Consider the following 26,708-nt stretch of genomic DNA (forward strand, 5'->3'; position numbering starts at 1 on the left):
CGTGGTTCAACTATGAGCAAATTAAACATGACGGCACGCCTACTCATACTCCTCACGCTGATCTTCGGCGCCATATCGTCGGCACAGGCGCACAAGCCGAGCGACAGTTATCTGTCGCTGACCACCCGAGGCGATAACATCACCGGCCAATGGGACATCGCCCTGCGCGACCTGGATTTCGCCATCGGCCTCGATCAGGACGGCGACGGCAAACTGACCTGGGACGAAATCCGGGCGCGCCACACCGCCATCTCCGCCTACGCGCTGCAACGCCTGAAGCTGTCGACCGAGAACGGCCCATGCACCATCAGCGTCGCCGACCAACTGATCGACGACCACACCGACGGCGCCTACAGCGTGATGCGCTTCGGCGTCACCTGTGAAAAGCCTATAACGCAACTAACCATCGACTACCACCTCTTCGCCGACCTCGATCCCCAACACAAAGGCCTGCTGCGCCTGACGCACGACGGCGAAACCTCCACCGCCATCTTCGATCCACAACACGCGCGCCAAACCCTGTCACTGACGGCGCCGGACCGCTGGCAACAATTCGCCACCTATATCAAGGAAGGGGTATGGCACATCTGGATCGGCTACGACCACATCTTGTTCCTGCTGTCGCTGCTGCTGCCGGCTGTGCTGCTGGCCGCACCATCGGACAATCTGCGCGGCGCCTTCATCGACGTGCTCAAAGTGGTGACCGCGTTCACGCTGGCGCACTCGCTGACATTGACGCTGGCCAGCCTGTCGCTGGTCTCGCTGCCGTCGCGCTTTGTCGAATCGGCCATCGCCGCCTCGGTGATACTGGCGGCGGTCAACAACATCTACCCGCTGTTCCGGGGACGCAGGCCGGTCGCCGCCTTCGTGTTCGGCCTGATCCACGGCTTCGGCTTCGCCAGCGTACTGATCGATCTTGGCCTGCCGAAGACGGCGCTGCTGGCGAGCTTGTTCGGATTCAACCTCGGCGTGGAGCTTGGGCAATTGTGCATCGTCGCACTGTTTCTCCCGCTGGCGTTTACGCTGCGAAATACCTTGCTCTACCGGCGCGTGCTCACCGGCGGTTCGGCCGTGATAGCCTTGGTGGCATTGGTCTGGTTCGTCGAGCGCGCGTTCGATATCCAGGTATGAGGGATCACGCGCGATATTGACCCACCTCGCATCCGTTGTCTTTTTGTTCAGCTACGATCAACGCCACATTCATCGATCGCGAGAACAAAAACATGTGCGGAATATGGGGCATGATCAACAATGGCGCACCGCAATGCGACACATCCGCCGCACTAGCCGCCGCCTTTCGCTACATCGACGGACGCGGTCCGGATGCGCGCGGCTCCAGGCAGATCGCTTGTCACGGCCACGCCGTCACCGTCGCCCACAGCCGGCTCGCGGTGATCGAACTGTCGGCACTGGGCGCGCAGCCGATGCTCGATGCCGAGTCCGGCTGGTCCATCGTCTACAACGGCGAAATCTACAACTACCGGGAAATCCGCGAAACACTGCAAGCCACCGGGCAAGTATTCAACGGCGGCAGCGACACCGAAGTCTTGCTGCGCGCATGGGCGCTCTGGGGCGTGAATGCCTTGCAGCGCCTCAACGGCATGTTCGCGTTTGCCGCGTTGAATGAAAAAACCGGCGAGCTCTGGCTGGTGCGCGACCGCTTCGGCGTCAAACCGCTGCTGTGGGGACGCTGCCCGAATGGCGACATCGCGTTCGGCTCGTCGGCCGCAAGCATCGCCAGCATGGTCGGCACCGAGATCGACACCGACTACTGCGCGCGCGGCGTGCGCTACAAGGCCTACGAGACCGCGCAATCGGGCTCACCCTACAAACACGTGAAGGCGGTCGGCGCCGGATGCTGGATCAAGTTCCAGCTGTCGCCCGAACGTATCGGCATCACCGAAGGCCGCTGGTATTCGCTACGCGACGCGGTGGTGCGGCGGCGCGAGGCGATGTCGCAAAGCGGCGACGCCGACTTGCTCGAAGAATGCCGCCAACTGTTCGACAGCGCCGTCCAGCTGCGGTTGCGCAGCGACGTGCCGGTCGCGGTGTCGTTAAGCGCCGGCCTGGACTCGGCGTCGATCGCCTGCATGATGCTGCGCTACGGCGCGCGCACGCACGCGTTCTCGTTCGGCTCGCCGTCCGAGCGTTCCTCCGAAGGCCCGGGCACGCAATCGCTGGCCAAGGCCGCCGGCATCGACGTCACTTACGTCTGGCCGCGCTACAGCAGCTGGGACTTGTACGAAGTGCTGGAAAAAACCATGGCCTTCCAGGAAGCGCCGTTTTCGGGCATGAGCCCGATCGCACAGAACGCCGTGTTTCGCGAAGTCAGGGACGCCGGCTTCAAGGTGCTGCTGGGCGGCCAGGGCAGCGACGAGATCTTCGGCGGCTACCGCAAGTTCATCGTCATCGCGCTGCGCGAAGCGCTGCACCGGCGCGAGGCGAAAGGCGCGCTGCGGCTGGTGTATTCGCTGGGCCTGATGCTCGCGCACGAGGCCAGCCAGGCGCGCATGTACTGGCATAACCTGAACCGCTACAAGGGCGGCAAGAACAAGGCGGCCGCGTTCCGCCTGCTCGACTGGGAGGCTGGCGCGCACAACCTGTGGGGCGAGGCCGGCATGTCGCTGCCGGACCGGCAGATAGAAGATATCCAGCAATGGAGCCTGCCTACCCTGCTGCGCTACGAGGACCGCAACTCGATGGGCTACGGCATCGAGACCCGGCTGCCGTTCATGGATTATCGGCTGATCGAATTCGCGCTGGCGTTGCCGACGCGGATGAAGATCGCCAACGGCTACGGCAAATGGATGCTGCGCCGCGCGGCCAAGGGACTGGTGCCGGACGTGGTGCGGCTCAACCGCAAGAAGCGCGGCTTCGACGTCACGCAGAACTGGATCACTCAGGGCATCGGCGCCGCGCTGCGCGGGGCCATCTTCGATCACGCAATAGCGTTGCAGGGGAAGCTCAAAAGCGGCGGACAGCTCGACACGCTGCTGTCGGACGAGTCGCTGTCGCAAGATCCCGACCTGCTCGACGAGGCGCTGCTGTTGGCATGGCTGGTCGATCCTACGCGCGTGCCGCGTCGGCAGGCCGGGGCCTCCAGGCTGGCGGCTTAGCGACGGAGCCGTGGCATGAAAAAAATCTGCCATTTTTCATCGGTGCATCCCGGCCTCGACATCCGCATCTACCGCAAGCAGTGCGTCTCGCTCGCGCAGGCAGGCTTCGACGTGCATCTGGTCATCGGCGCCGACGAGACGCAGATCGCCGAGGCGGCCGTGGCCGGGGTCACGATCCATCCGCTCACCGCGCTGCCGGGAGGACGACTGCGGCGCATGGTGGCGCAGGGTTGGCGCTGCTACCGCACCGCCAAGGCGCTGAACGCCGACGTCTATCACTTCCACGATCCCGAGTTGATTCCGTACAGCTTGCTGCTCAGCTGGCAGGGCCGCAAGGTCATCTACGACCTGCATGAAGACCTGCGCGCCGATATCCACTCGAAGCAATGGATACCAAAGCCGCTGCGCCGCGTCATCGGCTCGGTCGCGCGCGGGGTGGAACATTTCGCGGCACGGCGTTTCGCCGCCCTGGTCGCGGCCACGCCGCACATCGGCGCGCTGTTCGACAGGAGCGCCGTGCGGGTGGCGGTGATCCACAACTATCCGGCCATCAACGAGCTCGCCGTCGGGCCAGCGATGGTGCTGACCGCCGCCCCGCGCGACAGCGTCTGCTACGTCGGCGCGATCAATGAAATGCGCGGCATCCGGTACATCATGCAGGCGCTGGAGATGGTGCCCGTCAAGCTGCTGCTGGCCGGCGCGTTCGATCCGCCCGCGCTGCGCCTGGAACTGAAGGCATATCGCGGCTGGCATCAGGTCGAGGAGTGCGGCTTCGTCGACCGGCAAAAGGTGGGGGAAATCATGGCGCGCAGTCTGTGCGGCCTGGTGACCTTGAAGCCGGAACCGAACTTCGTCAACGCGTTGCCGATCAAGCTGTTCGAATACATGTCCGCGGGGGTACCGGTGATCGCCTCGAACTTCCCGCTGTGGCGCGGCATCGTCGAAGACGCCGAGTGCGGCATCTGCGTCGATCCCGAGAACCCGAACGCGATCGCCAAGGCGATCAACTACCTGCTGACGCATCCCGAGGAGGCCGACGAGATGGGCCGCAACGGCAGGCGCGCTGTCGAAAGCAAATACCGGTGGGATGCCGAAGGTGCCAAGCTGGTCGCACTGTATGGCGACATTCTGGCGGAGGCGCAAAACCCCTACGATGTCGGCCCCCGACGCCGAAGGGCATAACTTTGGTGTCGAACATGTTCAAATGGCGTGAATGCAACGCGGCGTCCATCGGGTCCGTCGTCATTGTCTGTGGCGCCTAACTTCCGCCGCATATCATGGTGCCTCTACCTGCGCTTTTACGCTCAAGAGCGGCTCAAAAAGCAATTCCCAAAGCTTACGAGTTTCCTGCCGTACGTCCCCCTCCAACGCCAGACCGGGCCGAAGCGCTATGGTCTTGTCGAACACAGTGATATCTTGTTTTTGCAGCGCAACGTCGATGCGATATAAGGCTTCGTTATTGCCCGACTGCGCGGCAACCTGCTGAGCCAAGTTCGCAGGCAACTCATTGATGGCAAACGGCGTAGTGGAAATGCTTTTAACGACGCCTTGATAAAGACCGAACTTCTGATATGGAAATGCAGCATATCTCACATAGACTTGCTGGCCCGGCTGCACAAAGCCTACGGTCTTACTGGGCGCGTATAGCTGAGCCTGCAACTTTGTAACGCCGTGATCTGTAGGAATGACCGTTCCCAGCGATTGTCCATCATGGACGGACTGCCCCACTTGAACACTAAGCCCAGCAATCCTACCGTTATTCGGTGAAGTTATTACGACGGTTCGCCGCGAGAGCATCTCCATACGCTCCTGCTTTAAGCTACTTAACGTTCTATCGGATTGCGCAAGCTCCGACATCAATTCCATTCTTGCCGCTCTCTGCTCAGCTTGCATCGCCTCGCTATTTCTAAGTAACCCCAGACGGCTGCGTTCCAACGTGCTCATCCGCGCTGTCAGTTCAAGCTCCTCATCTTGTTTGGCTTGCAGTTGTGCTTCAGTGAAAAATCCCTCATCTTTCAGCGTCCGGTAACGCTCGAGCATTTTGCCAACCAGATCCACTCGCTTTTTCTGCAATGCGATTTCTTCGTCGATTTTATTAATTTCGTTCGCACTGTCCCTTATCTGGTCCGTCGTCGAGCGTTCACGTTGGCGAGCGAGGGCAATTCGATTGACGCGGTCATCCTCGGTGGATTTTTCCCTGGACGCGATCTGCACCGCCGCCAACGCCGCATCCGACCCGATGTGGCGGTCGACAATGCTTTGTCGCTCAGTATCGATCACCGCAACAACGTCTCCCTTTTTAACCATATCGCCTTCGTGGTAGCGAATCTCCTCCACGACGCCGGCGCCCGGCGCCGATAACGCCGCCGATCCCTCGACAGGCACCAGAATTCCAGCCAGTCGCGCTTTTCTCGTAAAATTTCCCTCCATCAAGAGAGCTATGGTTAAAGCAAATATCACAACCGAAAATAGACAAATAATCGAAAAAGAAACCGGTCTGGCAAGTTGGATATTGCCCAGCCATTGCTTCTTGCGGTGCTCATAAACTTCTGTGCGGAAGAGTCCCATAAGAATGTCAATTAGCACAAAACCAGCTGTTCATCAGCGGCCTGCGGAGCCAAGGAGGCTTGATCAGTATTAGGTACCTCCTCAAAAATACTACCGTTGCGCAAACCCACCACCCGCTTGACGGATGCGATTGTCTCAGGTCGATGCGCCACGATGATACGAATCAGATTCAATTCCGATAATTTCGCGGAAATAATCCTCTCATTTTTAATGTCCAGGTGGCTCGTGGCTTCATCCAACGCCATTATCTTGGGATTTTTATATATCGCCCGTGCTAAAAGGACCCGTTGCTTTTGGCCACCGCTTAAAGACGAACCAAGGTCGCCGACCAACGTATGGAATCCCATTGGCATCCTATGGATCTCGTCGCTCAAGGCAGCGAAATTGGCGCATTCGGCCACCCGATCCATATCAACTTTGGGATCGAAGAAAGAGATATTCTCAGCTATGCTACCGGAAAGCAACGAGTCTTCTTGCATCACGGTTCCGATCAATTGGCGGTAGTTTCGCAACCCTAGTTGTTTGATATTGATTCCGCCATACAGAACCTCGCCCTCATTGGGCTCCAGCAAGCCAAGAATCAACTTAAGAAGAGTGGATTTCCCACATCCGCTAGGACCGACAAAGGCCAGATTTTCACCTTGCCGTATGGTTATTGATGCGTCCCTCAATATCCAGGGTTCACCTTCGCCATAACGAAAGCTCACATTTCTCAGTTCCACAACAGCACTCAGGTGACCCAGATCACTATCCGGCGCTGTGTCCACCTCGGGATTCTCAAGCACAATGTCGCTCAATCGCTCCGAATGCAAATTGAGCATCTTCAATTCAATTGCAAAGTCGATCAATGAAAGTGACCTCCCAATGAACTGGCCGCTATAGCTCGTAAAAGCGAAAAACATGCCGATCGTGAAAATGGAGTTTCCGTTGGCTCCGCTATTCATCACTTGCATTGCCCCGACGCCCACCATCGCCAGGTCCTGTATCCCCGAAATCACGGTGTTGGCGGAGGAAAACCAGATATTCATGATGGAAGTCCGGACGTCGCGATTTTGAACGTCTACCCTCATATTTTTCCAACGCGCGATCCTGTCGTATTCCCTTCCGAAAAGCTTAATCGGCAAGATTGCGCGCATTGTCTCCAGGAAGTGTGTATTCGTCCGCGCGGAGAGCATGAGTCTTTCCTTAGCCGCGTCTCGATAGGGGTGGTATGAAAGGATGCGAATAACCGCATACATGGCCGAAGAGGCGATTGCGATAGTCGACATCAACGGCGAATACAACAGCATCATTCCAAGCGCTACGACCACCATCACAAAGTCAAGGGTGACCGTGACTACGCGAACTGTTAATGTGTTTTGTATGGACGAAATCGATCCAAAGCGAGACAACAGGTCCCCAAGATGTCGCCGTTCAAAATACACCATCGGCAATTTCATCATGTGATCGAAAACGTTGCCCGTCCATTGAAGTGAGAGGGTTTGACTCAGCACCATGATCATCCAGCCTCTGATCACCCCGAGGAAGGACTGGAGTAACAATGCGATCGCTGAACCAAAAATAAGAACGGGTAGAAAATCCTTGTCATTGCCACCAAACACCTCATCGATCACGACCTGGTTTAATAGAGGCGCGGCTATGGCGAACAGCTGCAAGACTACCGATACAATAAATATCTGCAGCAAGGAACGCTTCAAGCCGATTACGCGCCCTGTCAGCGCTTTCAAACTCATAAACTTGCGATCGTCCTTGGCAACAAACTCCGCATTGGGCGACAGCTCCAGAGCCACACCGGTGAATGACACGGAAACCTCGTCCAACGTCAGCCGGCGCTCTCCGATTGCGGGATCGAGGATGGTTGCCTTTCCCCTTCCCACACTTTTGAGCACTACCATATGATTTAGATTCCAGTGCAAAATGCACGGTAGCTGTAAATGCGAAAGCTCATCTATTTCCAAACGGACAGCGCGTGTGGAGAACCCCATTTTGGTCGCCCAACGAATCAGCTGTTCAAACGTCGCTCCGTTCAACGAGACTTGAAAGCGTCTGCGCATTTCGGGCAAGTCGACATACAGGCCGTATGCCGAGCAAATCATCGCCAACGAGATCAACGCACACTCGCTAGCCTCCGACTGAAGAATTTTTTTCACTACATCTGCTCCAAAAATCGCCCTGATCCTTAAGTCCTCATTGATACATTTGAGATTTTCCAGGATTGGAAGCTTTAATGTTTATCATTGAGCCAGGTTGGATGCCGAGCTCGCGTAGCTCGGTGATGTAGCCTTCTGAATAGATGGTATCTAAAACGCTTTGATCAATAAAATAGATACCTCCGTTTTGCGTAGCATAAGGCCGTGCCTCATTAAAGACTTTTTCGGCTTTGCGCCACAAGCGCTGCACATGAGCAACGAATTGATCGCTGCCCTTAATTCTCAGATATGCTTCCGGATTTTTCTCTTTCACCGCTTTCAGATAGCATAGGATGTAAAGCATGAAGTCCGCCGCGCCTTCAATATTTCCATCATAACTTTGATATTTTTCTGATTTTACGGCGTCTCTATACAGATGCGTGTCGGCCAAGTTTACCTCCAGTTCCGCCCCGGTGAGATAGGCGTTTAACTCATCCACAAGTATCGTGAGATCATTACCCGGTAAAGGACGAGTTCGTTCGAAGTAATTGCTGTAGCGCCCCAATGGCCGAGACTTGAATACTTTTGGAATTTTTTCCGCAGCGATAACGAATGGCGGAACGCTACCCCGCTTCAAGTTGGTGGTATATGTCCGGCCATCAAAATAATATGACGCGTTATTACCTTGGCATTGTGTAAGCTGCAAGTCGACGGTGTGATTGGACTCGTGAAATGCGCGTGGCAGTGAAACAATATCTATGGCGTCGCCCATTCTGATCCACCACATCACGTCCTCGCTAACGAGTGAAAGAAGTCCCCGGATTTGTGCTGTAGCTTGATGGTCGCTAAGGTCTCTCACCAGCTTTTCATCCTGCCGTTCGGGCCGCCATTCCTTCAGCGGTTGAGTTACGCTCATACATAGTGTGCGATCATATTCAGGTTTTTTTCCCTGTGATGACAACGTAATATTCGTGGGGTCTGGTTCTCCGGCCAAATTGGCAGATTCCGAACGGAATGCTATAAAAAAAAGAATAATGACTGCGATTAGCGATTTCCGGGGGACTTTAAACATAATTTTTCGGATTACTGTTCCTGGTTTGACGCCACTGGTAAACGCTTACCGTTCAGTAAGCGTCGCTGCCGCTAACCGCAATACCCTATCGCGCGTTTGCGCGGGTCTGCGATGTCGTCGTAGTACAATAATTCCCAGTCACAACTCCGGGGCCCGCTTGACGCAGGTTTGAACCGTTGTCGTGTTATCCGAGTTCACGCAGGTTTGCTGCGACACCACGCCCGCACTGATGGTGGTACACACGCTGGTGGTTGTCGTATTGCCGTCCTTATCGGTCGTTGGCGCGTTCGATTTCGATGCGTCGTCCGGCGGGGCGGACTTTGCGTCGACATAGGAAGGGGACGGGTCGCCGCCGCCGCCCTCGTCGTCATTGTCGTCCTCCATTTCGCCACCGGCAACAAATTTTAATTCGTGAAGTTCTAAGGTACGCATTTTTGCCTTTCCGTAGTTTCGCCAATTTATATCGGGATGGCAATATTCCCGTCGCCGGTTTTCCCGTCAATCTCCATTGCTATATAAGTTAATGTTTTTTATTTTAAAAATCAATTTTTATTAACAAACATTAACATACTGCAATTGTTACTATTTGATAGATTTTTTCGGATTTTTTTATGATATGAGGGATAGACCAACGGATGGCGTTTAAGTATCTAATTATTTCTAAATACAATTAGATACATTCAACCTTAATAATGAATATGACCATTCGGATGCAGCGAACGCTGTTCAGCGCGACAACTGCCGCTGCCGGCGATAGAGCCAGGACGGCAGTCGGGCAACGAAAGCAAAAATCGATGGGAGGGGAAAGTGCCAGTCTGATCGCGCTTATAGCGACATGTTGGCTGAAACAACGTTGACCGCGAGGTCAGAGGCTGATTGAATGGGTAGGCGCGATGTCAAGCGCTGAGCTTGGTGAATTCGCATCCTTGAACATCTGATTGACCAATGCGTAGTGCCTACGGAGAAGCTGCGGGAGCGCACAGACGGTGGCCCCCGCAAAGATTTCTATCAGATTACTCGTTGACAGCGGCCAACACGTTATGCGCCTGCTCGTCCGCGTGGTACGAACTGCGCACCATGGCGCCCACGGCTGCGTGCTTGAAGCCCATCTTGTACGCTTCCGCTTCGAACATCTTGAACACGTCCGGGTGCACGTAGCGGCGCACCGGCAGGTGGCTGTTCGAAGGCGCCAAGTATTGGCCGATGGTCAGCATGTCGATGTTGTGCTCGCGCATGTCGCGCATCACCTGCAGGATTTCCTCGTCGGTCTCGCCCAGGCCGACCATGATGCCCGACTTGGTTTTGACTTCCGGATACAGTTCCTTGAATTCCTTGAGCAGCTGCAGCGAGTGCATGTAGTCCGACCCCGGACGCGCTTCCTTGTACAGGCGCGGCACCGTTTCCAGGTTGTGGTTCATCACGTCCGGCAGGCCGTCCTTGAAGATGTCCAGCGCCTTTTGCAGGCGGCCGCGGAAGTCCGGCACCAGCACTTCGATCTGCGTCTTCGGCGACAGCGCGCGGGTGTTCTGGATGCACTCGACGAAGTGGCCGGCGCCGCCGTCGCGCAAGTCGTCGCGGTCGACCGAGGTGATGACCACGTAGCTCAGGCGCAGCTCGGCGATGGTGCGCGACAGGTTGCCCGGCTCTTCTTTATCCAAAGGATCGGGACGGCCGTGGCCGACGTCGCAGAACGGGCAGCGGCGGGTGCACTTGTCGCCCATGATCATGAAGGTGGCCGTCCCCTTGCCGAAGCATTCGCCGATGTTCGGGCAGCTCGCCTCTTCGCAGACGGTGACCAGCTTGTTCTCGCGCAGAATGTCCTTGATCTCGTAGAAACGGGTCGAAGCCGACGCGGCCTTGACACGGATCCACTCCGGCTTCTTCAGACGCTCAACTTGCTCGATCGGCACGATCTTGATCGGGATGCGCGCGGTTTTGCTGGCGCCTTTTTGCTTTTCGCTCGGGTTGTAAGCGGGGGCGATGCTGGAGGTGGTCTCAGTGGTCATTTGGCTGCGTGCCCTCGCGGGCATAGTTTGGTTATTCGTGTGTTGCTGGTTCTACAAGAGCCAGGACGCGTATCAGTTCGTCGGCCAGTTGCTGTTGCACGTCCGACAATTGCGCCTGGGCGCCGACGGACCGCATATCGACTGTTTCCAGCCCGGCATAGCCGCAAGGATTAATCCAGGAAAACGGGGCCAAATCCATCGCCACATTCAGCGACAGCCCATGGTAGGTGCAACCGTTGCCGCGCACTTTCAAGCCGAGCGCGGCGATTTTGGCGCCTTGCTTCGGCCCGCCGGCCATGTAGATGCCCGGCGCGCCTTCAACGCGCTCACCGACGAGATTATACGCCCCTAACACATTGATGATCGCTTGCTCGATTTTATGGACGAATTGCCGGGCGTACAGCTTCCCGCCCGGCTTGTTGCGGCGCAGGTCGATCAGCAGGTAAATCACCACCTGGCCGGGGCCGTGGTAGGTGACTTCGCCGCCCCGGTCGGTCTGCACCACCGGAATGGCGGACGCGCCGGCCAGCAGGTGGCCACGGTCGGCGCCCAGGCCCAGCGTAAACACGGGCGGATGCTCGACGATCCACAGTTCGTCGCGGGTGTCCGGCGTGCGCGCGTCGGTGAAGGCGCGCATCGCGGCGAAGGTGCTGTCGTAGTCGGCGAGACCGAGGTGGCGGATCAGCGCCGGCTCGGTATGGGTAGGAGACGTCATGCCGCCATTATAAATCAGGCGGCTCAACGGGGCTGAAGGCCGTTAGCCCGGCTGATGCCGCGCCAGCCACTGCTGGATCGACGGACGCTGCCACTGGGCGGCGGCGTAATCCTTCAATTTCTGCGGCACGTCGTCGCCATTGAAGATCAACCGGTTCAGCATCATGGTCAAATCGACATCGACGATCGACCACTCGCCGAACAGATGCGGCCCCCTCACCAGCTGATCGGCAACGTGGATCAGCTTGTCGGCGGCGGCCCGGCCGGCCTCGGTCAGCGGCGCACTGGCCTTGCCGAAAAACACCGTTTCCGTGTCGCGCTCGACCCGCACCGGCACCAGATCGCTGCGCAGCCACGCCTGCACCTGCCGCGCCCGGGCGCGCTGGCGCCGGTCCTTCGGATACAGCGCCAGATATTCCGGCACCGGGAAACTTTCATCCAGGTACTCCGTGATCGCGCTCGACTCGGTCAGCACGAAATCGCCTTCCACCAACGCCGGCACCCGGGCGGTGAGCGCGCGGTCGGCGTAGTCGCTGCGTTTTTGATGGCCGGCCTCCAGATCCACCGTCCGCAAGGTGAACGGCACGCCTTTTTCGGTCAGCGCCACAAAGGCGGACAGGGCGTAAGGGCTGGTGAACAGGCTATCGACATACAGGATAAAGGACATGGCAGCTCCGGCTTGGGTAGATTTATTCACATGTTAGACCTTGCCGTAGCGCCTGTATAACGTTATATTTTCGTGATTCTTGCTAATTTTATTCACATAGTTATCCACAGCATGCCGACCTGATGAGCGCCAGCCGCCGCCTGCCCAATTTTTCCGCTTTGCGCGCCTTCGAGGCGGCGGCCCGGCACGAGAACTTCTCGCGGGCGGCGGAAGAGTTGCATCTGACGCATGGCGCGATCAGCCATCAGGTCAGGGCGCTGGAGCAGGAATTGGGCAGGCCGCTGTTCGTGCGCAACGGCCGACAGGTGAAAATAACTAGCGACGCGCTCAAATTTGCCCAGTTTTTAGGCAAATCGTTCGCCGATATCGCCGTCGCGGCCGACGCGATGCGGGCGGCCAGCGTCAACCAGCGGCTGACGGTGACGTCGATCCCCTCGTTCGCGGCGCGCTGGCTGGCGCCCCGGCTGGGACGGTTCATCGATTTGCATCCCGATATAGAGGTGGTGCTGCAGTCGAGCGGGCAACTGCAGGATCTGGCGCGCGACGGCATCGACGTCGGCATCCGTTTTGGCCGGGGCAACTATCCGGGCATGGTGGTGGAGCGGCTGATGGGCGACGTCTACTATCCCGTAGTGAGTCCCCACTATCGGGATGGCCAGCTGCCGGCAACGCCGCAACATCTGCCCCGGCAAACGCTGCTGCGCTCGGTCGAACCGTGGGCCCCATGGCTGCGCGCGGCAGGCGTCGACATGGCGGAGCCATCGGGCGGCGTGATGTTCGAGGATTTGTCGATGCTGATAAGGTCCGCCGCCGACGGCAACGGGGTGGCGCTGGTGCGCCACGTGGTGGCGATGCAGGAGATCGCCTCCGGGCAACTGGTGCGGCTGTTCGATATCGCCACGCCTTGCCCGGATGAATATTTCTTCGTCGCGCCCGCCGCCTCGGCCGGCAGGCCGCAGGTGGTGGCGTTTCGCAACTGGTTGCTGGAAGAGATAACCGCCTTCCAGCGCCAGCAACTTACATGACTATTTTGACCATCGGGTGCGCCGACAGTTCGGAATACAGCGCGTCGAGTTGTTCACGGCTGACGGCGCGCACGGTCACGGTCAGGCCGGTGTAGTTGCCCTTGGCCGAAGGACGCACTTCCATTTTGCCTTCGTGGAATTCCGGGTCGTGCTTTTGCACCACCAGCACGATGGTCGGGGCGAAGTCGATATGAGTCGGCCCCATCACCTTGATCGGGAAGTCGCTCGGGTATTCGATGAGGGACTCTGACGGCGGGATCGCTTGCATATTCATTCCAATCAAAAATAAAAACCGGCGGCATCAACGCGATGCCGCCGGCCTCCATTGTAGCAATTCTCGCTAATTCGCCGGAAACCCGGCGCGGCTTACGATTTGCCCATCTCCAGCGCGGCCGGCGCGGCGGCCTGCCGGCCCGACAGCCGCTGCAGCCGCGCCAGCGCCGACTCGTTGCCCAGGCCGGGCTGGGTCACCGATTTGCGGATCGCCTCGAGCTCGGCCGCCTGCTCGTACGGACGCTGGCCGATATCGGTGACGATCTTCAGGCCGGCCGCCTCGTTGTTGATGGCCTGGGCGCGGCGGGTCAGCGCGTTGAGGGCGCTCGAATTGCCGCGCATGCCGGACAGGCCGGCCAGCTGGGCCTGGCGCTCGGCGCGCAGCTCCTGCAAATCCTGCTGGGCGCGCGCGCTGGCCAGCGCCTGCATCGCCTTCTTCGCCGCAGAGTCGAACTCGGCCAATTGCTTCGACAACGCGTCGACGATGGTTTGCAGCTCGTCCATGTACTGGCGGGCGTCGGCCTCCTCCTGCAACTCCTGCGGCAGGCGCTGCTTGTTCGCCTCCAGCTCGTCACAGAACAGGGTGATCGTCGCCTCCGAGATCTTGCCGGAGGCCAGGCGGTCGGCCAAGGTGCCGGCTGCCTGCTCGTCGGTGGCGATCAGTTGCCGCAGCTTGACGACGTCCGCCGCCTCCTTGTCGAAGGAGGCGCGGGCGGCCGCCAGTTTTTGCGCGGTGCCGCGCAGGCTGTCGGCCAGACGGTCGCGGTCGGCCTCGGTCGCCGTTTCCGGATCAAAATTGGCGATCGCCTCGGACACGCGGTCCCCCAGGGCGCCAAAGTGTTTGGAGATCAGGCGCGCGGTCAAACCCCAGCCATTCGAGTTGCTCATGTCGGTCTTCCTTTTAGAATTGACGTTAAAAATGCGCATCATTGGATAACGATGCGTTCCTGCTCCACCGGGATGCCAATGACAAAGTCCACATGGATCCCGCGTTTCGATGCGTCGCCGTTCACGCTGCTGATGATCTCAGTCGTGATCAGCAGGTATTCGCTGCCGCCGTCGCGCAGTTGGCGCACATACGGCATGAAATACATTTCCTGGCGCAAGCCGAGACTGCCGCTCGGGTTGTCGATCCGGGTTTCGGTGCCGGAGAAGGGCGCGATGAATTCCTCGTCGTCGCCGCCGGCGTCGCGCCAGTAATCGACGCCCTCGTCTTTGCCGAACACCAGGTCCAGATCGGCCTCGTCCAGGCCGATGTCGCCCAGCTGCGCGCGCCACAAGGTGTAGCTGCGGTCGCCCAGGCCGGCGTTGGCCAGGCCCATGTAGGCCTCCTGGTCCTCCACGGTCTCGGGAATCACGCGCGCCAGCTGGGTGCAATACATCACCTCGGCCACCTTGCCTTCGGCGTTGCGGTACACCTGCAGGAATTTTTCCTTCTCGTTCACATCGCCCGTATCCAGGTAGTAGCGATACAGGCCGCCCGTCTGCCTGAGGCGGATTTGCGAGACGGCGACGATGCGGTTGTCGTCGGCGTCGGGCATCGCGATCAGCGACCCGTTGGCAAGCGCGCCCAGCAGCGGCGACTGTTGCAGCCGCACCAGGCTGCCGATACGCGCGCGCAGCGGCAGGTCCTGGTCGGCGCGGGGCGCGTCGGCGCCGCCCAGCTTGGCAACGCCGTTGCGCAGGTAGTTGTAAGCATCCGTCCAGCTCATCTCAATTCCTCTCGAATGAATAATTGGGCTGTCTGGCCGCGCGCGCACGGCGCAACTTGCGCACCGCGAACACGGCCGCCCAGGCGATTGCGCTCACCAGGCCCAGCCAGGCGAACCAGCGTAGTACGCTGGCGCCGAACGACGGTTGAGGCGGCGCAGGCGTGCGCGCATCGGCGGCCGGCGGATCGCCGAGGCCGGGCATGCCGGTGATCTGGCCGGCCTGGTTGATGGCCGGCGCGGGCGGCGGCACGCTTCCCGCCGTGGTCGAAGGTGTCGGATACGCCACCGGCTGGTTGGCCTGGCTCATCGCGCGGCCCAGCATGAAGCCCAGCACCCCGTTCATCAGACCGCCGCCACCGGAAGGCTGCTGCACAATCACCTGCTGCGGATAACCGGGCGGCGCGGTGGCGGTGTTGCGGGCCGCGATCGCATCCGGCCGCGTAGCAGGGACGGGCGAGGCGGGCCGTAGCGGCGTATCGTTGAGCGGCGGCAACGGCGCCGGCCTGCTGGCGGCGGCGCGCCGGGCGTCCAGATTGTCGAGCGCCCGGGCTTGCGCGGCGCTGCGGTCGAGGTCGCGCGAAGCCGCCGACGCATTCGCCGGGCTGTTACGCGGATAGGCGGACGCCGGCGAGCCGGGCGCCTTGCCGAACGCGCCGGGACCGCTCTGGCGGTTGGCCGGCGGCGCCGACGGCCGGCTCCTCGCGGTATTGCCTTTTTGCGAAGAAAATCCACTTTTGTACGATGACGATGTGCCAAAATAAGGCTTGGCCTCGGCTTGCGCCGGGGCGCTGGCGCCGAGCGCAAGGCAAAAGCTCAGCAACAGTGCGGATTGAAGGGGCTTCATGATGTCTTTTCACAAACAAGTTGAATAAAAAGCAGCATAGCGCCCGATGACGGCGGATGCATCGGTAATAAAAGGCACGCTTCACCATGACACGCAAATACCTGGACATGAACCAACACGACGCGCTCTACAAGGTGGCGCGCAGCTATCCCGGCGGCATCGACGCGCTCGCGCAAGCGATGGGCATCTCGGTCAACGTGCTGCGCAACAAGCTGGCGCCGACGATCGCCTCGCACTACCCGTCGTTCGAGGAGGTGTCGGCGGTGGTCGACCTGTGCCACCGCGCCGGCGTGGCCGACGCGCACCTGCCGCTGCACGCGCTGCTGACGCGCCACGGCATGGCCGCGTTCGTCGTCCCGCTGCCGGAGAACATCGGCGACGACGACCTCTCGCAAACGGTGTGCAAGGTGATGAGTCAAGTGGGGTCGGTGGCCGAAGCGGTCTCGACGGCGCTGTTGGACGGCAAGGTCACGGCCGCCGAGGCCGACCTGATCGAGCGCGAATTCCAGGGAGCGCTCTCGGCGCTGGGAGAATGGCGCGCCCGCCTGCGCCAAAAAGCCGCCCGCAGTCCCGGCTAACCAAAAGCAACTCCGGGATCTTTAGACAAAAAAAGCCAGCCCGTAGGCTGGCGAAGACTATTCTCTCTCGGGAATTACCTAGAAAATAGCAGGGCAAATGGATGCGGTCCCGATGGCGCCGCGCGGCGGACGTTGTCGTCCTTGTCTTCGCGCTGCCACCGTTTTGCAATGTTGCTACTGTATGCAAAGCGGGGGACCACTTCCAGCCGATTGTGACGAACTGCATTTTTTGCCGTCTGAACTGCTATTTTCCGGTTTGAACCGTCGTTTACTGCAGGTTGTGCGCCGGCCGGTTGCCGTTGTTGCGGCCCTGGTTTTGCCCCTCGTTGCGCCGTTCAGGCTCCCGGCGCGGTTGCGCTTGCGGCGCGGGTTGATGAACCTGCGGCTGGGGCTGGCTCACCTGCGGCGGCGGGGATGGACGCGGCGCCGGCTGGAATTGCTGCTGCGCCTGGAACTGCGGTTGGACCGGACGCTGCGGTTGCACCTGGACCTGGTGCGGCGGGGGCTGTTGCTGCGGCTGTTGCGGCTGGAACGCCGGCCGCTGTTGCTCACGCTCGCGCGCCTCCCGCACATCGTCACGCTGACGCGATGGCCGGCGGCCGTTGTCGTCGTCGCGATTGAAACGGTCGCGGTTCGGGTTGACGTGCAATATCGGCGCCGGCATCACGCCCGGCTGCTGTACCGAATTCGGCGGGCGCGGACGGTAGCCCGGCCGCAGCTCGATCGCCACATCGTTCGGATTGATCGTCTGCGCCGGCGCGTTCGGCGTGCCGAATTGCCCGGGGGCGAGCGTGGTGGTGGTCTGCGGACGCCCCGGTCCCTGGCCAATTTGCACTTGCGGCTGGGGCTGCGACGGCGCGGTGATCACCCGCCCCGGCTGCTGGCCGTTGTTGCGCTCAAATCGGTCGTTGCGGTCGTTGCGGTCATTCCGGTCGTTGCGCCCGTAGCGGTCCGGCCGGCCGTCGCCGTCGCGGTCCGGCCAGGGCCGGCGGCCGGGATCGCCCGCCCGCGTGCCCGGGCCCGGCGTCGGCGGCGCCACCGTCACCACGTTCTTGACCAGGTTGGCCGGCGGGATCACCACGCCGCCGCGATTGACCGGCACCGTGTGGCGCCCCTCGAATTGATCACGCGGCAACATCGTCACGCCGTCGCGGCGGTCCGGCCGGTCGGACCGTGGCCGGTACGGCTTGCCGTTGTAGTGCCACGTCATGCGGTTCTCGTAATGGTTCGAAACCCGGTAGCCCGGCACGTAGCGCTCGCGCGGCGACAGCGGGAACCAGCCCAGGCCGGGGCCGCGATGGTGCGGGAAGCCGTCGCCGCCGACCCAGCCGACCAGCGCCGGCGCCCACACGGGACGCCCGACCGGACGGCCCGGCGCCCAGAACCAGCGGCGGTTGACCGTCACCCAGCGGCCGTAATGCGACGGCGCGTAGCCCCACGGGGCGTTGTCGACCCAGGTCCAGCCCCACGGCGCCAGCCAGGTCCAGCGGCCGTCGCGGTAGGGCGCCCAGTCGACCGCGACATTGCGCGGCGCCCACAGCGGGCCGTATTCGGCGCTCTCGGTCCAGTTGCCGTTGCGGTCCAGTTCCTCGTAGCCGGTGATGCCGCTGGACACATAGCGGGACGTCACCACGGCCTCCGACTGCCGGTCGCGCTCGTCGGCCCAGGCATCGAAGCCGTCGCGCCGGGCCACGCCGGTGCGCACGTCGTCGCCGCCGATGTCGACCTGGCGGCCGTTGCTCACCACCACCGACGAACCGGCGCCCTCGACCCGGGCGCTGCCGCCCAGCACGCTGACCTGGGTGGTATCGGCGACGCGCTCGGCGTCGACCCGCAGCAAGCCCGGCTCCAGCATCGTGACGCGGGCCTGCGGCGTGGCCAGCTCGAAGTCGCGCAGCAGCTCGGGGCTGCGCACGCGGATGCTGACGCTGCCGTAATTGAGGCGCAGCCGCAGCAAATCCTCGTCCATGGCGGTGATTTCCAGGTCGGAATCGCCGTCCAGCCGCACCGCCGTCGAGCCGACCCGGAACTCGGTGCGGGCGCCGCTGGCGGTGTTGATGTGGTTGGCGCCGGTGACCGGCCAGTTCAGCGAGGCGGCGACCGGTTCGCTGTCGCCGTCGGGATCGTTGCCCACCAAGGTCACCTGGCCCTGGACGGCCGAAATCCGCCCCACCACGGCGGGCGGGTCCTCCGCCCATGCAACGGAACTGAAGCTGGCCAGGGCGGCCAGCACGACGGACGGAATGATCTTGCGGCTCATGGCAGCGCTCCTCTATTTACCCCAGCTATAACGCCGCAGGCCGCGATTCGACTACCGGGGTTACAAATACTTGCAAAGTAAATCATACCTCAGGTTGTCGCGCCGCCCCGCTTGACGAAGAACAGCGCCGCGCCCACGCCCATCAGCAAGCCGCCGAACACCCGGTTCTGCTTCTTGACGGCGCTGGCGTCGCGGAAAAAACGCTGCATCGACGACGCCAGGTAGGCATAGCTGTGCATCACCACCAGATCGATGGCGCACATGGTCGCCGCCAGGATCAGCAATTGCGGCAGCAGCGGCGCATGCTGGTTGATGAACTGCGGCAGCACCGCCACCATGAAAATGATGCCCTTGGGATTGGTGGCGTTGGTCAGGAAGCCCGTCAAAAAGCGCTTGCGCGCCGACGGCACGGCCACTTCGGCCTGGCTTTTTTGTTCGTCGATGGTCACCTTGGCGCGCCACTGGCTCAGGCCCAGGTAGATCAGGTACAGCGCGCCCACCGTTTTGACGACGTTGAACGCCAGTTCGGAGGCCAGCAGCAGCGAGCCGACCCCGGCGCCGGCGATGAAAAACACCAGCAGCAGGCCGGTCTGCAGGCCGAAAATGGTGCTGCTGGCACGGCGCACGCCGTACGACAATCCGTGCGACATCGACAACACCGCGCCCGAGCCGGGCGACACGGCGATGATGCAGGCGGCGATGAAAAATCCCATCCAGGTGGCGAAGCTCATAGTCATTCCATAGGTCAGAACGCAGCGGCGCTGCGAGGCAACGCACATTGTAGCTGCGAAGCCATATCGCCGCGTCCTGCCCATGGGTTAATATTGCTCCTTTAATATTGCTGGCCACCAAGGACACCCATGACCCCTACCCTCCCCCCCACCCCGCAAGGGAGCCGCTGAGATGGCCGGCTCCAGTCTGTTCGCGCTGATCGACGACATCGCCACCATCCTCGACGACGTCGCCCTGATGAGCAAGGTGGCGGCCAAGAAAACCGCCGGCGTGCTGGGCGACGACCTGGCGCTGAACGCGCAGCAGGTGGCCGGCGTGCGCGCCGACCGCGAACTGCCGGTGGTGTGGGCGGTGGCGCTCGGTTCGCTGAAGAACAAGGCCATCCTGGTGCCGGCCGCGCTGGCCATCAGCGCCTTCGTGCCCGCCGCCATCACGCCGCTGCTGATGATCGGCGGCCTCTACCTGTGCTTCGAGGGCTTCGAGAAGATCGCCCACAGCATCCTGCACAAGGAGGAGGACGCCAAGCACAAGCAGGAGCTGGCGGCCGCGCTCAGCGATCCGGACGCCGACATGGTGGCCATCGAAAAGGACAAGATCAAGGGCGCGGTGCGCACCGACTTCATCCTCTCGGCCGAGATCATCGTCATCGCGCTGGGCACGGTGGCGGGCGAGCCGTTCGTCAAGCAGGCGATGGTGGTGGTCGGCATCGCGCTGGTGATGACGGTGGGCGTCTACGGCATCGTCGCCGCCATCGTCAAGATGGACGACGCCGGCCTGTACCTGAGCCAGCGCGCCAACGGCGCCGCCCGCGCCCTCGGCAACGTGCTGCTGGCCGCCGCGCCACGGCTGATGAAGCTGCTGTCGGTGGTCGGCACGGCCGCCATGTTCATGGTCGGCGGCGGCATCCTGGTGCACGGCACGCCGGGCACGCACGACATCGTCCACCACGCCACCGAGGTGGCGGCGGCGGTCCCGGCGCTGGGACCGGTGCTGGGCTTCATCACGCCGAGCGTGATCGACGCCGTGGCCGGCGTACTGGCCGGCGCGCTGGCGCTGGTGGTGGTCACCATCGGCGGCAAAATGTTGCGCCCATTCAAGAAATAAGCCCGACGCTTCTGTTACGATGCACAGGCGGCGCCGGCCCGGCGCCGCCTTCCCTACCGCAAGGAGTACCCATGGCCCACCCCCAACTCGGTCCCACCCCCGCCTTCGTCGCCGCCTCCTGGATCGCCCTGCTGGCCGGGGCGTCGGCCTTCATGGTCGGCCTGTGGAACGCCACCATGCAGCTCAACGAAAAGGGCTATTACTTCACCATCCTGATGTACGGCCTGTTCGCCGCCGTCTCGCTGCAGAAATCGGTGCGCGACCGCGCCGAGGGCATCCCCGTCAGCGGCCTGTATTTCGGCCTGTGCTGGCTGTCGCTGATCCTGACCTTGCTGCTGCTGACCGTCGGCCTGATGAACGCGACCCTGACCATGAGCGAAAAAGGCTTCTACGCCATGGCCTTCCTGTTGAGCCTGTTCGGCGCGGTGGCGGTGCAAAAGAACGTGCGCGACCTCAGCGCCGTCAAACAACAGGCCGCCGGCCCGGTCGACGCGAAATAGGGCGCCCGCCCCTTTCACGGAACTTTTTCGTTCGTCCCCGCTCCAATGGCTGTAGGCGTGGCTTTTGGAGCACAAAGAGCATGGACATCATTCAGCGCCATTTGCGCATGGCGCTCGACGCCGCGCGCATGACCATCTGGGATTCGCACATCACGGATGGCACGGTCATCAACAGCGTCGTCAACTGGATCGACTGGGGCGCGGGATTGCTGGGCCTGCCCGACGGCGATCTGGCGCAGCCGTTTTCGCAGTTCCTGCGGTTCGTCGACCCCGAGGACCGCGACCGCCTGCTCAACACCATGCAGGAGGCGGTCGATTGCGGCTCGGGCTACGACGTCGAGTACCGCGTCGTCTGGGACGATGCCAGCCAGCACTGGCTGGCGGCCAAGGCGCACGTGTTTTGCGACGAACACAACCGTCCCACCGGCACGCTCGGCATCGTCTGGGACATCACCGAACGCAAGCGGATGGAGCAGGACACGGCGCGCGAGCGCGAGCGCGCCGACGTCACCCTGCGCTCGATCGGCGAGGGCGTCATCACCACCGACGACCACGGCAAAACCGAATACCTGAACCGCATCGCCGAGCAGCTGACCGGCTGGAGCGCCGACGAGGCGCGCGGCCTGGACATCGCCACCACCTTGCCGCTGATCGACGACCACGGCGCGCCGCTGGCCGAACACGCGGCGCTGCAATGCCTGCGCCTGCGCCAGACCATCAGCATGCCGTCGCAAAACCAGCTGATCACGCGCGAGGGCCGCCGCGTCGCCGTCGAGGAATTGGCCGCGCCGATCTGGTCCGACACCGGCGAGCTGCTGGGCGCGGTGGTGGTGTTCCGCGACGTCAGCCACGAGCGCAAGCTGAGCAAGCAGCTGTCGTGGAACGCCAGCCACGACACGCTCACCGGCCTGATCAACCGGCGCGAGTTCGAGGCGCAGATCGCCGGCGCGCTGCACAGCGCCAAGCAGGAGGAGCACGTGCACGCACTGCTGTACATGGACCTGGACCAGTTCAAGATCGTCAACGACACCTGCGGCCACAGCGCCGGCGACCTGCTGCTGCAGCTGCTGGCCAAGATGCTGCAGACGGAGATGCGCGACAGCGACATCCTGGCCCGCCTCGGCGGCGACGAGCTCGGCGTGCTGCTGCCGCACTGCCCGCCCGACCAGGCGCTGCTGGTGGCCGACGCCATCCGGCAGTCGGTCAGGAACTTCCGCTTCGTCTGGGACAGCCGCACCTTCGAGCTGGGCGTGAGCATCGGCGTGGTCGAGATCAACCAGCACAGCAAGTCGATGTCCGAACTGCTGATCGCCGCCGACCAGGCCTGCTACCTGGCCAAGGAGCGCGGCCGCAACCGCGTCCACATGTACCAGGAGTCGGACCAGCGCCTGGCGCGCCGCCAGGGCGAGATGCAATGGGTGTCGCGCCTGAACGAGGCCTTCGAGCACCAGCATTTCCGGCTGTACGCCCAGCCCATCGTCGGCCTCGGCCGGCCGGGCGAGGTGCACGACGAGGTGCTGATCCGCATCCAGCCCGGCCCCGGCGAGCCGATCCTGCCCGGCGCCTTCATCCCCGCCGCCGAGCGCTACGACATGATGGCGGCGATCGACCGCTGGGTGATCGGCGCCGTGTGCCGCCACGTGCGCAGCGTGCGCGACGGCACGGCGGCCGGCGCCGACGGCCCACAGCCGGCGCCGGCCGGCTACTCCGGCCGCTACTCGATCAACCTGTCGGGCACCTCGCTCGGCGACGAGGGCCTGCACGACTACATCCTCGAGCAGTTCGCCCGGCACCAGGTGGCCCCGGACCAGATCTGCTTCGAGATCACCGAGACGGCCGTCATCGCCAACCTGGTCAAGGCGCAGGACTTCATGACCCGGCTCAAGGCGCTCGGCTGCCGCTTTTCGCTCGACGACTTCGGCAGCGGCCTGTCGTCGTTCGCCTACCTCAAGGCGCTGCCGGTCGACTACCTCAAGATCGACGGCGTGTTCATCCGCGATATCGCCAACAACGCCGTCAACCGCGCGATGGTCAAGGCCATCAACGAGGTCGGCCACGTGATGGGAATCAGCACCGTGGCCGAGTATGTGGAGGACGACAGCACGCTGGCCGTGGTGCGCGCGCTGGGGGTCGACTACGCGCAGGGCTACGCGGTCGGCCGCGCCCGCCCGTTGTACACCGGCTAGGGCGGCCAATCCGGAGAATTTTGATCTACATCAATAAAATTTACTTTGGCACTCCGTACACTGGCTGCATCTATTGTGATAGAGCAACAATTCAGCCGGAGCCACGTGATGCGCAACAATCAACCCCGCAACAAGCCCCCCGTCACCAACCGGGAAGTGGACGTCCTCGACGACCAGGCCATCGTCTCGAAAACTGATTTAAAGGGCAACATTACCTACGTAAACCCTTACTTCACGCAGATCAGCGGCTACGACGAAGCCGAGCTGCTGGGCGCGCCGCAAAACATCCTGCGCCATCCGGACATGCCGGCCGAGGCCTTCGCCGACCTGTGGGCCTCGATCCAGTCGGGCACGCCGTGGACCGGCTTGGTCAAGAACCGCTGCAAGAACGGCGACCACTACTGGGTGCGCGCCAACATCACCCCCATCCGCGAAAACGGCAAAACCACCGGCTACATGTCGGTGCGCGTCAAGGCCGCGCGCGAGCAGATCGCCAAGGCCGAACAGGCCTACCGCGACATCCACGCCGACGAAGGCCACGGCATCCGCATCAAGAACGGCCAGGTGATACGCCCCGGCGTCGGCAACCTGCTCGCGCGCCTGAGCCACGTTTCGCTGGCGATGCGCGTGTGGCTGGCCACCAGCGTGGTCAACGTGCTGCAGGTGATCGTCTGCGCGGCCGCGCTGATGAGCGGCGGGGGCGGCCACAGCTACGCCATCTTCGGCGCCACCTTCATCGGCCTGCTGATCAACGTGTTCCTCTGGTACACCTTGCGCGTGTCCGTGCTGCAACCGCTGGACCGCGCGCTGCACGGCGCCCGCGCCATCGCCGCCGGCGACCTGTCGGGCAGCTTCGACACCGAGGCCACCGACGAGGTGGGCCAGCTGCTGCGCGCGCTGCAGCAAATGAACAGCAACCTGATCGCCACCATCCGCGACGTCCGCGTCAATGTCGAGACGATGGCCGTGGCCACGCGGCAGATCGCCGCCGGCAACGCCGACCTGTCCGGCCGCACCGAGGCCCAGGCCGCCAGCCTGGAGGAGACGGCGTCGAGCGTCGAACAGTTCTCGTCGACCGTCAAGCAAAACGCCGACAACTCGGCCCAGGCCAACGCGCTGGCGCAGAACGCCTCGACGGTGGCGGTGCAGGGCGGCGAGATCGTCGCCGAGGTCATCGCCACCATGGACGAGATCAACAATTCCTCGCGCAAGATCGTCGACATCATCGGCCTGATCGAAGGCATCGCCTTCCAGACCAACATCCTGGCGCTCAACGCCGCCGTCGAGGCGGCCCGTGCCGGCGAGCAGGGACGCGGCTTCGCGGTCGTCGCCGGCGAGGTGCGCAACCTGGCCCAGCGCAGCGCCACCGCCGCCAAGGACATCAAGAACCTGATCGATGTCTCGGTCGGCAAGGTCAGCGCCGGCATGGTGCAGGTCGACCGCGCCGGCGCCACCATGAAGGAAGTGGTGGCCTCGGTGCGGCAGGTGACGGCCATCATGGAGGAGATCTCGGTCGCCTCGCGCGAGCAGAGCATCGGCGTCGACCAGGTCAACTCGGCCATCGCCCACATGGACCAGGTCACGCAGCAGAACGCCGCGCTGGTCGAAGAGGCGGCCGCCGCCACCGCCAGCCTGGCGCTGGAGGCGGGCGGCCTGACGCAGGCGGTCAGCCTGTTCAAGTTCGGCCGCGCCACGCCGGCGCGGCCGACCGCGCGCCCGGTCCGCCAATCGCCGCCGGCCGCGCGCCTGGCCGCCTGAGAACGGTCTTGACCATGCATACCTCCATCCCCGGTCCCGACCACGCCGGCGTCGGCGCCGCCTTTCCCACGGTCGAATTCGACGCCGCCATTATCGGCAAACTGAGCCAGTCGGGGCCGCGCTACACCTCGTACCCGACCGCCGACCGCTTCACGCCGGAGTTCGGCTACGGCCAGTTCCTCGAGGCCGTCGCCGGCCTGCGCATGCGCCGCAGCCAGCGGCCATTGTCGCTCTACATCCACATCCCGTTCTGCGACACCGTCTGCTACTACTGCGGCTGCAACAAGATCGTCACCAAGGACCACGGCAAGGCCGCCACCTACCTCGGCTACCTCAAGCAGGAGCTCGACATGCAGGGCCGCCTGTTCGCCGGCATCGGCCAGCTCGAGCAATTGCACTTCGGCGGCGGCACGCCGACCTACCTGAGCGACCGCCAGATGGGCGACCTGATGGCGCACCTGCGCGCCAACTTCGATTTCGCGCCCGACGCGGTGGGCGAGTACTCGATCGAGATCGACCCGCGCACCGTCCGCGCCGAGCGCGTGCACAGCCTGCGCGCGCAGGGCTTCAACCGCATCAGCCTGGGCGTGCAGGACTTCGACGCCGACGTGCAAAAGGCCGTCAACCGCATCCAGCCGGAGGCCGAGACGCGCGCCGTCATCGACGCCGCGCGCGACGCCAGCTTCCGCTCGGTCAGCATCGACCTGATCTACGGCCTGCCGAAGCAATCCACCGCCAGCATGGAGCAAACGCTGGCCAAGGTGATCGCGGCCAGCCCGGACCGCATCGCGCTGTACAACTACGCCCACCTGCCGCACGTGTTCAAGCCGCAGCGCCGCATCCTCGATACGGACCTGCCCAGCGCCGCCGTCAAGCTGGAGCTGCTGGCCTTGTGCATCGCCCGCCTGTGCGCGGCCGGCTACGTCTACATCGGCATGGACCACTTCGCCAAGCCGGACGACGAGCTGGCCGTGGCCCAGCGCCAGGGCCGGCTGCAACGCAACTTCCAGGGCTATTCGACGCGCGCCGAGACCGATCTGATCGCCTGCGGCGTGTCCGCCATCAGCGCCGTTGGCGCCACCTACAGCCAGAACGAAAAGACGCTCGACGCCTACTACGAAAAGCTCGACGGCGGCGTGCTGCCGATCGCGCGCGGCATCAAGCTCGACACCGACGACCTGCTGCGCCGCATCGTCATCCAAAAGCTGATGTGTAACTTCGAATTGTCGATCTCGTCGCTGGAGCAGGCCTACCCGATCCGCTTCCCGCTGTACTTCGCGGACGAGCTGGAGAAATTGAAAGCCTTCGAGGCCGACGGCCTGCTGACCGTCGACCCGCACTGGATCACCGTCACGGCCAAGGGCCGCCTGCTGATCCGCAATATCTGCATGGTGTTCGACCGCTACCTGACCCAGGCGCGCGCCGACGCCACGCAGCCGCTGCGCTACTCCAAAACCATTTGAC

General features: G+C 62.5%; 23 protein-coding genes. 10 read left to right on the forward strand and 13 right to left on the reverse strand.

Annotated features, from left to right (window positions below):
* Positions 1-27: 27 nt before the first annotated feature.
* From MRBLMU1_RS25050 to MRBLMU1_RS25060, 3 genes are all read left to right on the forward strand, one after another.
* Positions 28-1,131 carry a HupE/UreJ family protein gene (locus tag MRBLMU1_RS25050; protein WP_363507376.1) on the forward strand — a complete coding sequence of 368 codons (1,104 nt, stop codon included), beginning with the start codon at positions 28-30 and terminating at the stop codon, positions 1,129-1,131.
* Between the two features lie 92 nt (positions 1,132-1,223).
* Positions 1,224-3,116, forward strand: coding sequence for an asparagine synthase (glutamine-hydrolyzing) (gene asnB / locus MRBLMU1_RS25055; RefSeq protein ID WP_363507379.1), 1,893 nt, complete (start codon positions 1,224-1,226; stop codon positions 3,114-3,116).
* 15 nt (positions 3,117-3,131) lie between these two features.
* On the forward strand, positions 3,132-4,298 hold the full coding sequence (locus MRBLMU1_RS25060) for a glycosyltransferase family 4 protein (protein WP_363507382.1): 1,167 nt from the start codon (positions 3,132-3,134) through the stop codon (positions 4,296-4,298).
* A gap of 93 nt (positions 4,299-4,391) precedes the next feature.
* Here MRBLMU1_RS25060 and MRBLMU1_RS25065 read toward each other — a convergent pair whose 3' ends face one another.
* From MRBLMU1_RS25065 to yfcF, 7 genes are all read right to left on the reverse strand, one after another.
* Entirely contained in the window at positions 4,392-5,684 is a 1,293-nt protein-coding gene (locus MRBLMU1_RS25065; RefSeq protein WP_363507385.1) for an HlyD family secretion protein, read from the reverse strand.
* 11 nt (positions 5,685-5,695) lie between these two features.
* Positions 5,696-7,834 (reverse strand): peptidase domain-containing ABC transporter, encoded by a 2,139-nt coding sequence (locus MRBLMU1_RS25070; protein ID WP_363507388.1) that lies wholly within the window; start codon positions 7,832-7,834, stop codon positions 5,696-5,698.
* Between the two features lie 37 nt (positions 7,835-7,871).
* Complete coding sequence (locus tag MRBLMU1_RS25075; RefSeq protein WP_363507390.1) at positions 7,872-8,729, reverse strand: hypothetical protein; 858 nt, start codon at positions 8,727-8,729, stop codon at positions 7,872-7,874.
* Between the two features lie 294 nt (positions 8,730-9,023).
* Positions 9,024-9,317, reverse strand: a complete 294-nt coding sequence (locus MRBLMU1_RS25080) for a hypothetical protein (protein WP_363507393.1) — start codon at positions 9,315-9,317, stop codon at positions 9,024-9,026.
* Positions 9,318-9,898: 581 nt separating this feature from the next.
* A complete protein-coding gene (gene lipA / locus MRBLMU1_RS25085) occupies positions 9,899-10,891 on the reverse strand; it encodes a lipoyl synthase (RefSeq protein ID WP_363507396.1) in 993 nt (330 codons plus the stop codon).
* Positions 10,892-10,922: 31 nt separating this feature from the next.
* Positions 10,923-11,606 (reverse strand): lipoyl(octanoyl) transferase LipB, encoded by a 684-nt coding sequence (lipB, locus tag MRBLMU1_RS25090; RefSeq protein ID WP_363507399.1) that lies wholly within the window; start codon positions 11,604-11,606, stop codon positions 10,923-10,925.
* Positions 11,607-11,648: 42 nt separating this feature from the next.
* The gene (gene yfcF, locus MRBLMU1_RS25095; RefSeq protein ID WP_363507402.1) at positions 11,649-12,272 is read right to left on the reverse strand and encodes a glutathione transferase; all 624 of its coding nucleotides are present in this window, start codon (positions 12,270-12,272) and stop codon (positions 11,649-11,651) included.
* A 122-nt stretch (positions 12,273-12,394) separates the two neighbouring features.
* Here yfcF and gcvA point away from each other — a divergent pair, with 122 nt between their 5' ends.
* Entirely contained in the window at positions 12,395-13,297 is a 903-nt protein-coding gene (gcvA, locus tag MRBLMU1_RS25100) for a transcriptional regulator GcvA (protein WP_363507405.1), read from the forward strand.
* Here gcvA and MRBLMU1_RS25105 read toward each other — a convergent pair.
* The 4 genes from MRBLMU1_RS25105 to MRBLMU1_RS25120 all read right to left on the reverse strand — a co-directional run bounded on the left by MRBLMU1_RS25105 (position 13,290) and on the right by MRBLMU1_RS25120 (position 16,126).
* Positions 13,290-13,565, reverse strand: a complete 276-nt coding sequence (locus MRBLMU1_RS25105) for a DUF493 family protein (protein ID WP_315215811.1) — start codon at positions 13,563-13,565, stop codon at positions 13,290-13,292. The genes gcvA and MRBLMU1_RS25105 overlap by 8 nt on opposite strands.
* Before the next feature lie 98 nt (positions 13,566-13,663).
* On the reverse strand, positions 13,664-14,458 hold the full coding sequence (locus MRBLMU1_RS25110) for a hypothetical protein (protein ID WP_363507408.1): 795 nt from the start codon (positions 14,456-14,458) through the stop codon (positions 13,664-13,666).
* 38 nt (positions 14,459-14,496) lie between these two features.
* Positions 14,497-15,282: a DUF2491 family protein gene (locus MRBLMU1_RS25115; RefSeq protein WP_363507410.1), complete on the reverse strand. Its 786-nt coding sequence runs from the start codon at positions 15,280-15,282 to the stop codon at positions 14,497-14,499.
* Position 15,283: 1 nt separating this feature from the next.
* Positions 15,284-16,126, reverse strand: coding sequence for a hypothetical protein (locus MRBLMU1_RS25120; RefSeq protein WP_363507413.1), 843 nt, complete (start codon positions 16,124-16,126; stop codon positions 15,284-15,286).
* Between the two features lie 86 nt (positions 16,127-16,212).
* Here MRBLMU1_RS25120 and MRBLMU1_RS25125 point away from each other — a divergent pair, with 86 nt between their 5' ends.
* A complete protein-coding gene (locus tag MRBLMU1_RS25125) occupies positions 16,213-16,704 on the forward strand; it encodes a phage regulatory CII family protein (protein ID WP_363507416.1) in 492 nt (163 codons plus the stop codon).
* A gap of 268 nt (positions 16,705-16,972) precedes the next feature.
* Here MRBLMU1_RS25125 and MRBLMU1_RS25130 read toward each other — a convergent pair whose 3' ends face one another.
* Together MRBLMU1_RS25130 and MRBLMU1_RS25135 are read right to left on the reverse strand one after the other, a co-directional pair.
* Complete coding sequence (locus MRBLMU1_RS25130; RefSeq protein WP_363507419.1) at positions 16,973-18,964, reverse strand: DUF6600 domain-containing protein; 1,992 nt, start codon at positions 18,962-18,964, stop codon at positions 16,973-16,975.
* 89 nt (positions 18,965-19,053) lie between these two features.
* Positions 19,054-19,695 carry a LysE family transporter gene (locus MRBLMU1_RS25135; RefSeq protein WP_363507422.1) on the reverse strand — a complete coding sequence of 214 codons (642 nt, stop codon included), beginning with the start codon at positions 19,693-19,695 and terminating at the stop codon, positions 19,054-19,056.
* A 172-nt stretch (positions 19,696-19,867) separates the two neighbouring features.
* Here MRBLMU1_RS25135 and MRBLMU1_RS25140 point away from each other — a divergent pair, with 172 nt between their 5' ends.
* From MRBLMU1_RS25140 to hemN, 5 genes are all read left to right on the forward strand, one after another.
* Positions 19,868-20,800, forward strand: a complete 933-nt coding sequence (locus MRBLMU1_RS25140) for a DUF808 domain-containing protein (protein ID WP_363507425.1) — start codon at positions 19,868-19,870, stop codon at positions 20,798-20,800.
* A gap of 71 nt (positions 20,801-20,871) precedes the next feature.
* On the forward strand, positions 20,872-21,300 hold the full coding sequence (yiaA, locus tag MRBLMU1_RS25145) for an inner membrane protein YiaA (protein WP_363507428.1): 429 nt from the start codon (positions 20,872-20,874) through the stop codon (positions 21,298-21,300).
* A gap of 80 nt (positions 21,301-21,380) precedes the next feature.
* Complete coding sequence (locus MRBLMU1_RS25150; protein WP_363507431.1) at positions 21,381-23,486, forward strand: EAL domain-containing protein; 2,106 nt, start codon at positions 21,381-21,383, stop codon at positions 23,484-23,486.
* A 108-nt stretch (positions 23,487-23,594) separates the two neighbouring features.
* Complete coding sequence (locus MRBLMU1_RS25155) at positions 23,595-25,244, forward strand: methyl-accepting chemotaxis protein (RefSeq protein WP_363507434.1); 1,650 nt, start codon at positions 23,595-23,597, stop codon at positions 25,242-25,244.
* Between the two features lie 14 nt (positions 25,245-25,258).
* Positions 25,259-26,707: an oxygen-independent coproporphyrinogen III oxidase gene (hemN, locus tag MRBLMU1_RS25160; RefSeq protein ID WP_363507437.1), complete on the forward strand. Its 1,449-nt coding sequence runs from the start codon at positions 25,259-25,261 to the stop codon at positions 26,705-26,707.
* Position 26,708: the final 1 nt, after the last annotated feature.

Source organism: Burkholderia sp. LMU1-1-1.1 (assembly GCF_040675865.1).
Taxonomy (GTDB): Bacteria; Pseudomonadota; Gammaproteobacteria; order Burkholderiales; family Burkholderiaceae_D; genus Rugamonas.

Excerpts from the sequence above, each read along its gene's own strand:
- MRBLMU1_RS25115 (WP_363507410.1), bottom strand. The coding sequence starts at position 15,282 with ATGAGCTGGACGGATGCTTACAACTACCTGCGCAACGGCGTTGCCAAG.
- lipB (WP_363507399.1), bottom strand. The coding sequence starts at position 11,606 with ATGACGTCTCCTACCCATACCGAGCCGGCGCTGATCCGCCACCTCGGT.
- asnB (WP_363507379.1), top strand. The coding sequence starts at position 1,224 with ATGTGCGGAATATGGGGCATGATCAACAATGGCGCACCGCAATGCGAC.
- MRBLMU1_RS25075 (WP_363507390.1), bottom strand. The coding sequence starts at position 8,729 with ATGAGCGTAACTCAACCGCTGAAGGAATGGCGGCCCGAACGGCAGGAT.
- gcvA (WP_363507405.1), top strand. The coding sequence starts at position 12,395 with ATGAGCGCCAGCCGCCGCCTGCCCAATTTTTCCGCTTTGCGCGCCTTC.
- MRBLMU1_RS25140 (WP_363507425.1), top strand. The coding sequence starts at position 19,868 with ATGGCCGGCTCCAGTCTGTTCGCGCTGATCGACGACATCGCCACCATC.
- MRBLMU1_RS25150 (WP_363507431.1), top strand. The coding sequence starts at position 21,381 with ATGGACATCATTCAGCGCCATTTGCGCATGGCGCTCGACGCCGCGCGC.
- MRBLMU1_RS25060 (WP_363507382.1), top strand. The coding sequence starts at position 3,132 with ATGAAAAAAATCTGCCATTTTTCATCGGTGCATCCCGGCCTCGACATC.
- yfcF (WP_363507402.1), bottom strand. The coding sequence starts at position 12,272 with ATGTCCTTTATCCTGTATGTCGATAGCCTGTTCACCAGCCCTTACGCC.
- MRBLMU1_RS25120 (WP_363507413.1), bottom strand. The coding sequence starts at position 16,126 with ATGAAGCCCCTTCAATCCGCACTGTTGCTGAGCTTTTGCCTTGCGCTC.
- lipA (WP_363507396.1), bottom strand. The coding sequence starts at position 10,891 with ATGACCACTGAGACCACCTCCAGCATCGCCCCCGCTTACAACCCGAGC.
- MRBLMU1_RS25125 (WP_363507416.1), top strand. The coding sequence starts at position 16,213 with ATGACACGCAAATACCTGGACATGAACCAACACGACGCGCTCTACAAG.
- MRBLMU1_RS25110 (WP_363507408.1), bottom strand. The coding sequence starts at position 14,458 with ATGAGCAACTCGAATGGCTGGGGTTTGACCGCGCGCCTGATCTCCAAA.
- yiaA (WP_363507428.1), top strand. The coding sequence starts at position 20,872 with ATGGCCCACCCCCAACTCGGTCCCACCCCCGCCTTCGTCGCCGCCTCC.
- hemN (WP_363507437.1), top strand. The coding sequence starts at position 25,259 with ATGCATACCTCCATCCCCGGTCCCGACCACGCCGGCGTCGGCGCCGCC.
- MRBLMU1_RS25105 (WP_315215811.1), bottom strand. The coding sequence starts at position 13,565 with ATGCAAGCGATCCCGCCGTCAGAGTCCCTCATCGAATACCCGAGCGAC.
- MRBLMU1_RS25130 (WP_363507419.1), bottom strand. The coding sequence starts at position 18,964 with ATGAGCCGCAAGATCATTCCGTCCGTCGTGCTGGCCGCCCTGGCCAGC.
- MRBLMU1_RS25080 (WP_363507393.1), bottom strand. The coding sequence starts at position 9,317 with ATGCGTACCTTAGAACTTCACGAATTAAAATTTGTTGCCGGTGGCGAA.
- MRBLMU1_RS25135 (WP_363507422.1), bottom strand. The coding sequence starts at position 19,695 with ATGAGCTTCGCCACCTGGATGGGATTTTTCATCGCCGCCTGCATCATC.
- MRBLMU1_RS25050 (WP_363507376.1), top strand. The coding sequence starts at position 28 with ATGACGGCACGCCTACTCATACTCCTCACGCTGATCTTCGGCGCCATA.
- MRBLMU1_RS25065 (WP_363507385.1), bottom strand. The coding sequence starts at position 5,684 with ATGGGACTCTTCCGCACAGAAGTTTATGAGCACCGCAAGAAGCAATGG.
- MRBLMU1_RS25155 (WP_363507434.1), top strand. The coding sequence starts at position 23,595 with ATGCGCAACAATCAACCCCGCAACAAGCCCCCCGTCACCAACCGGGAA.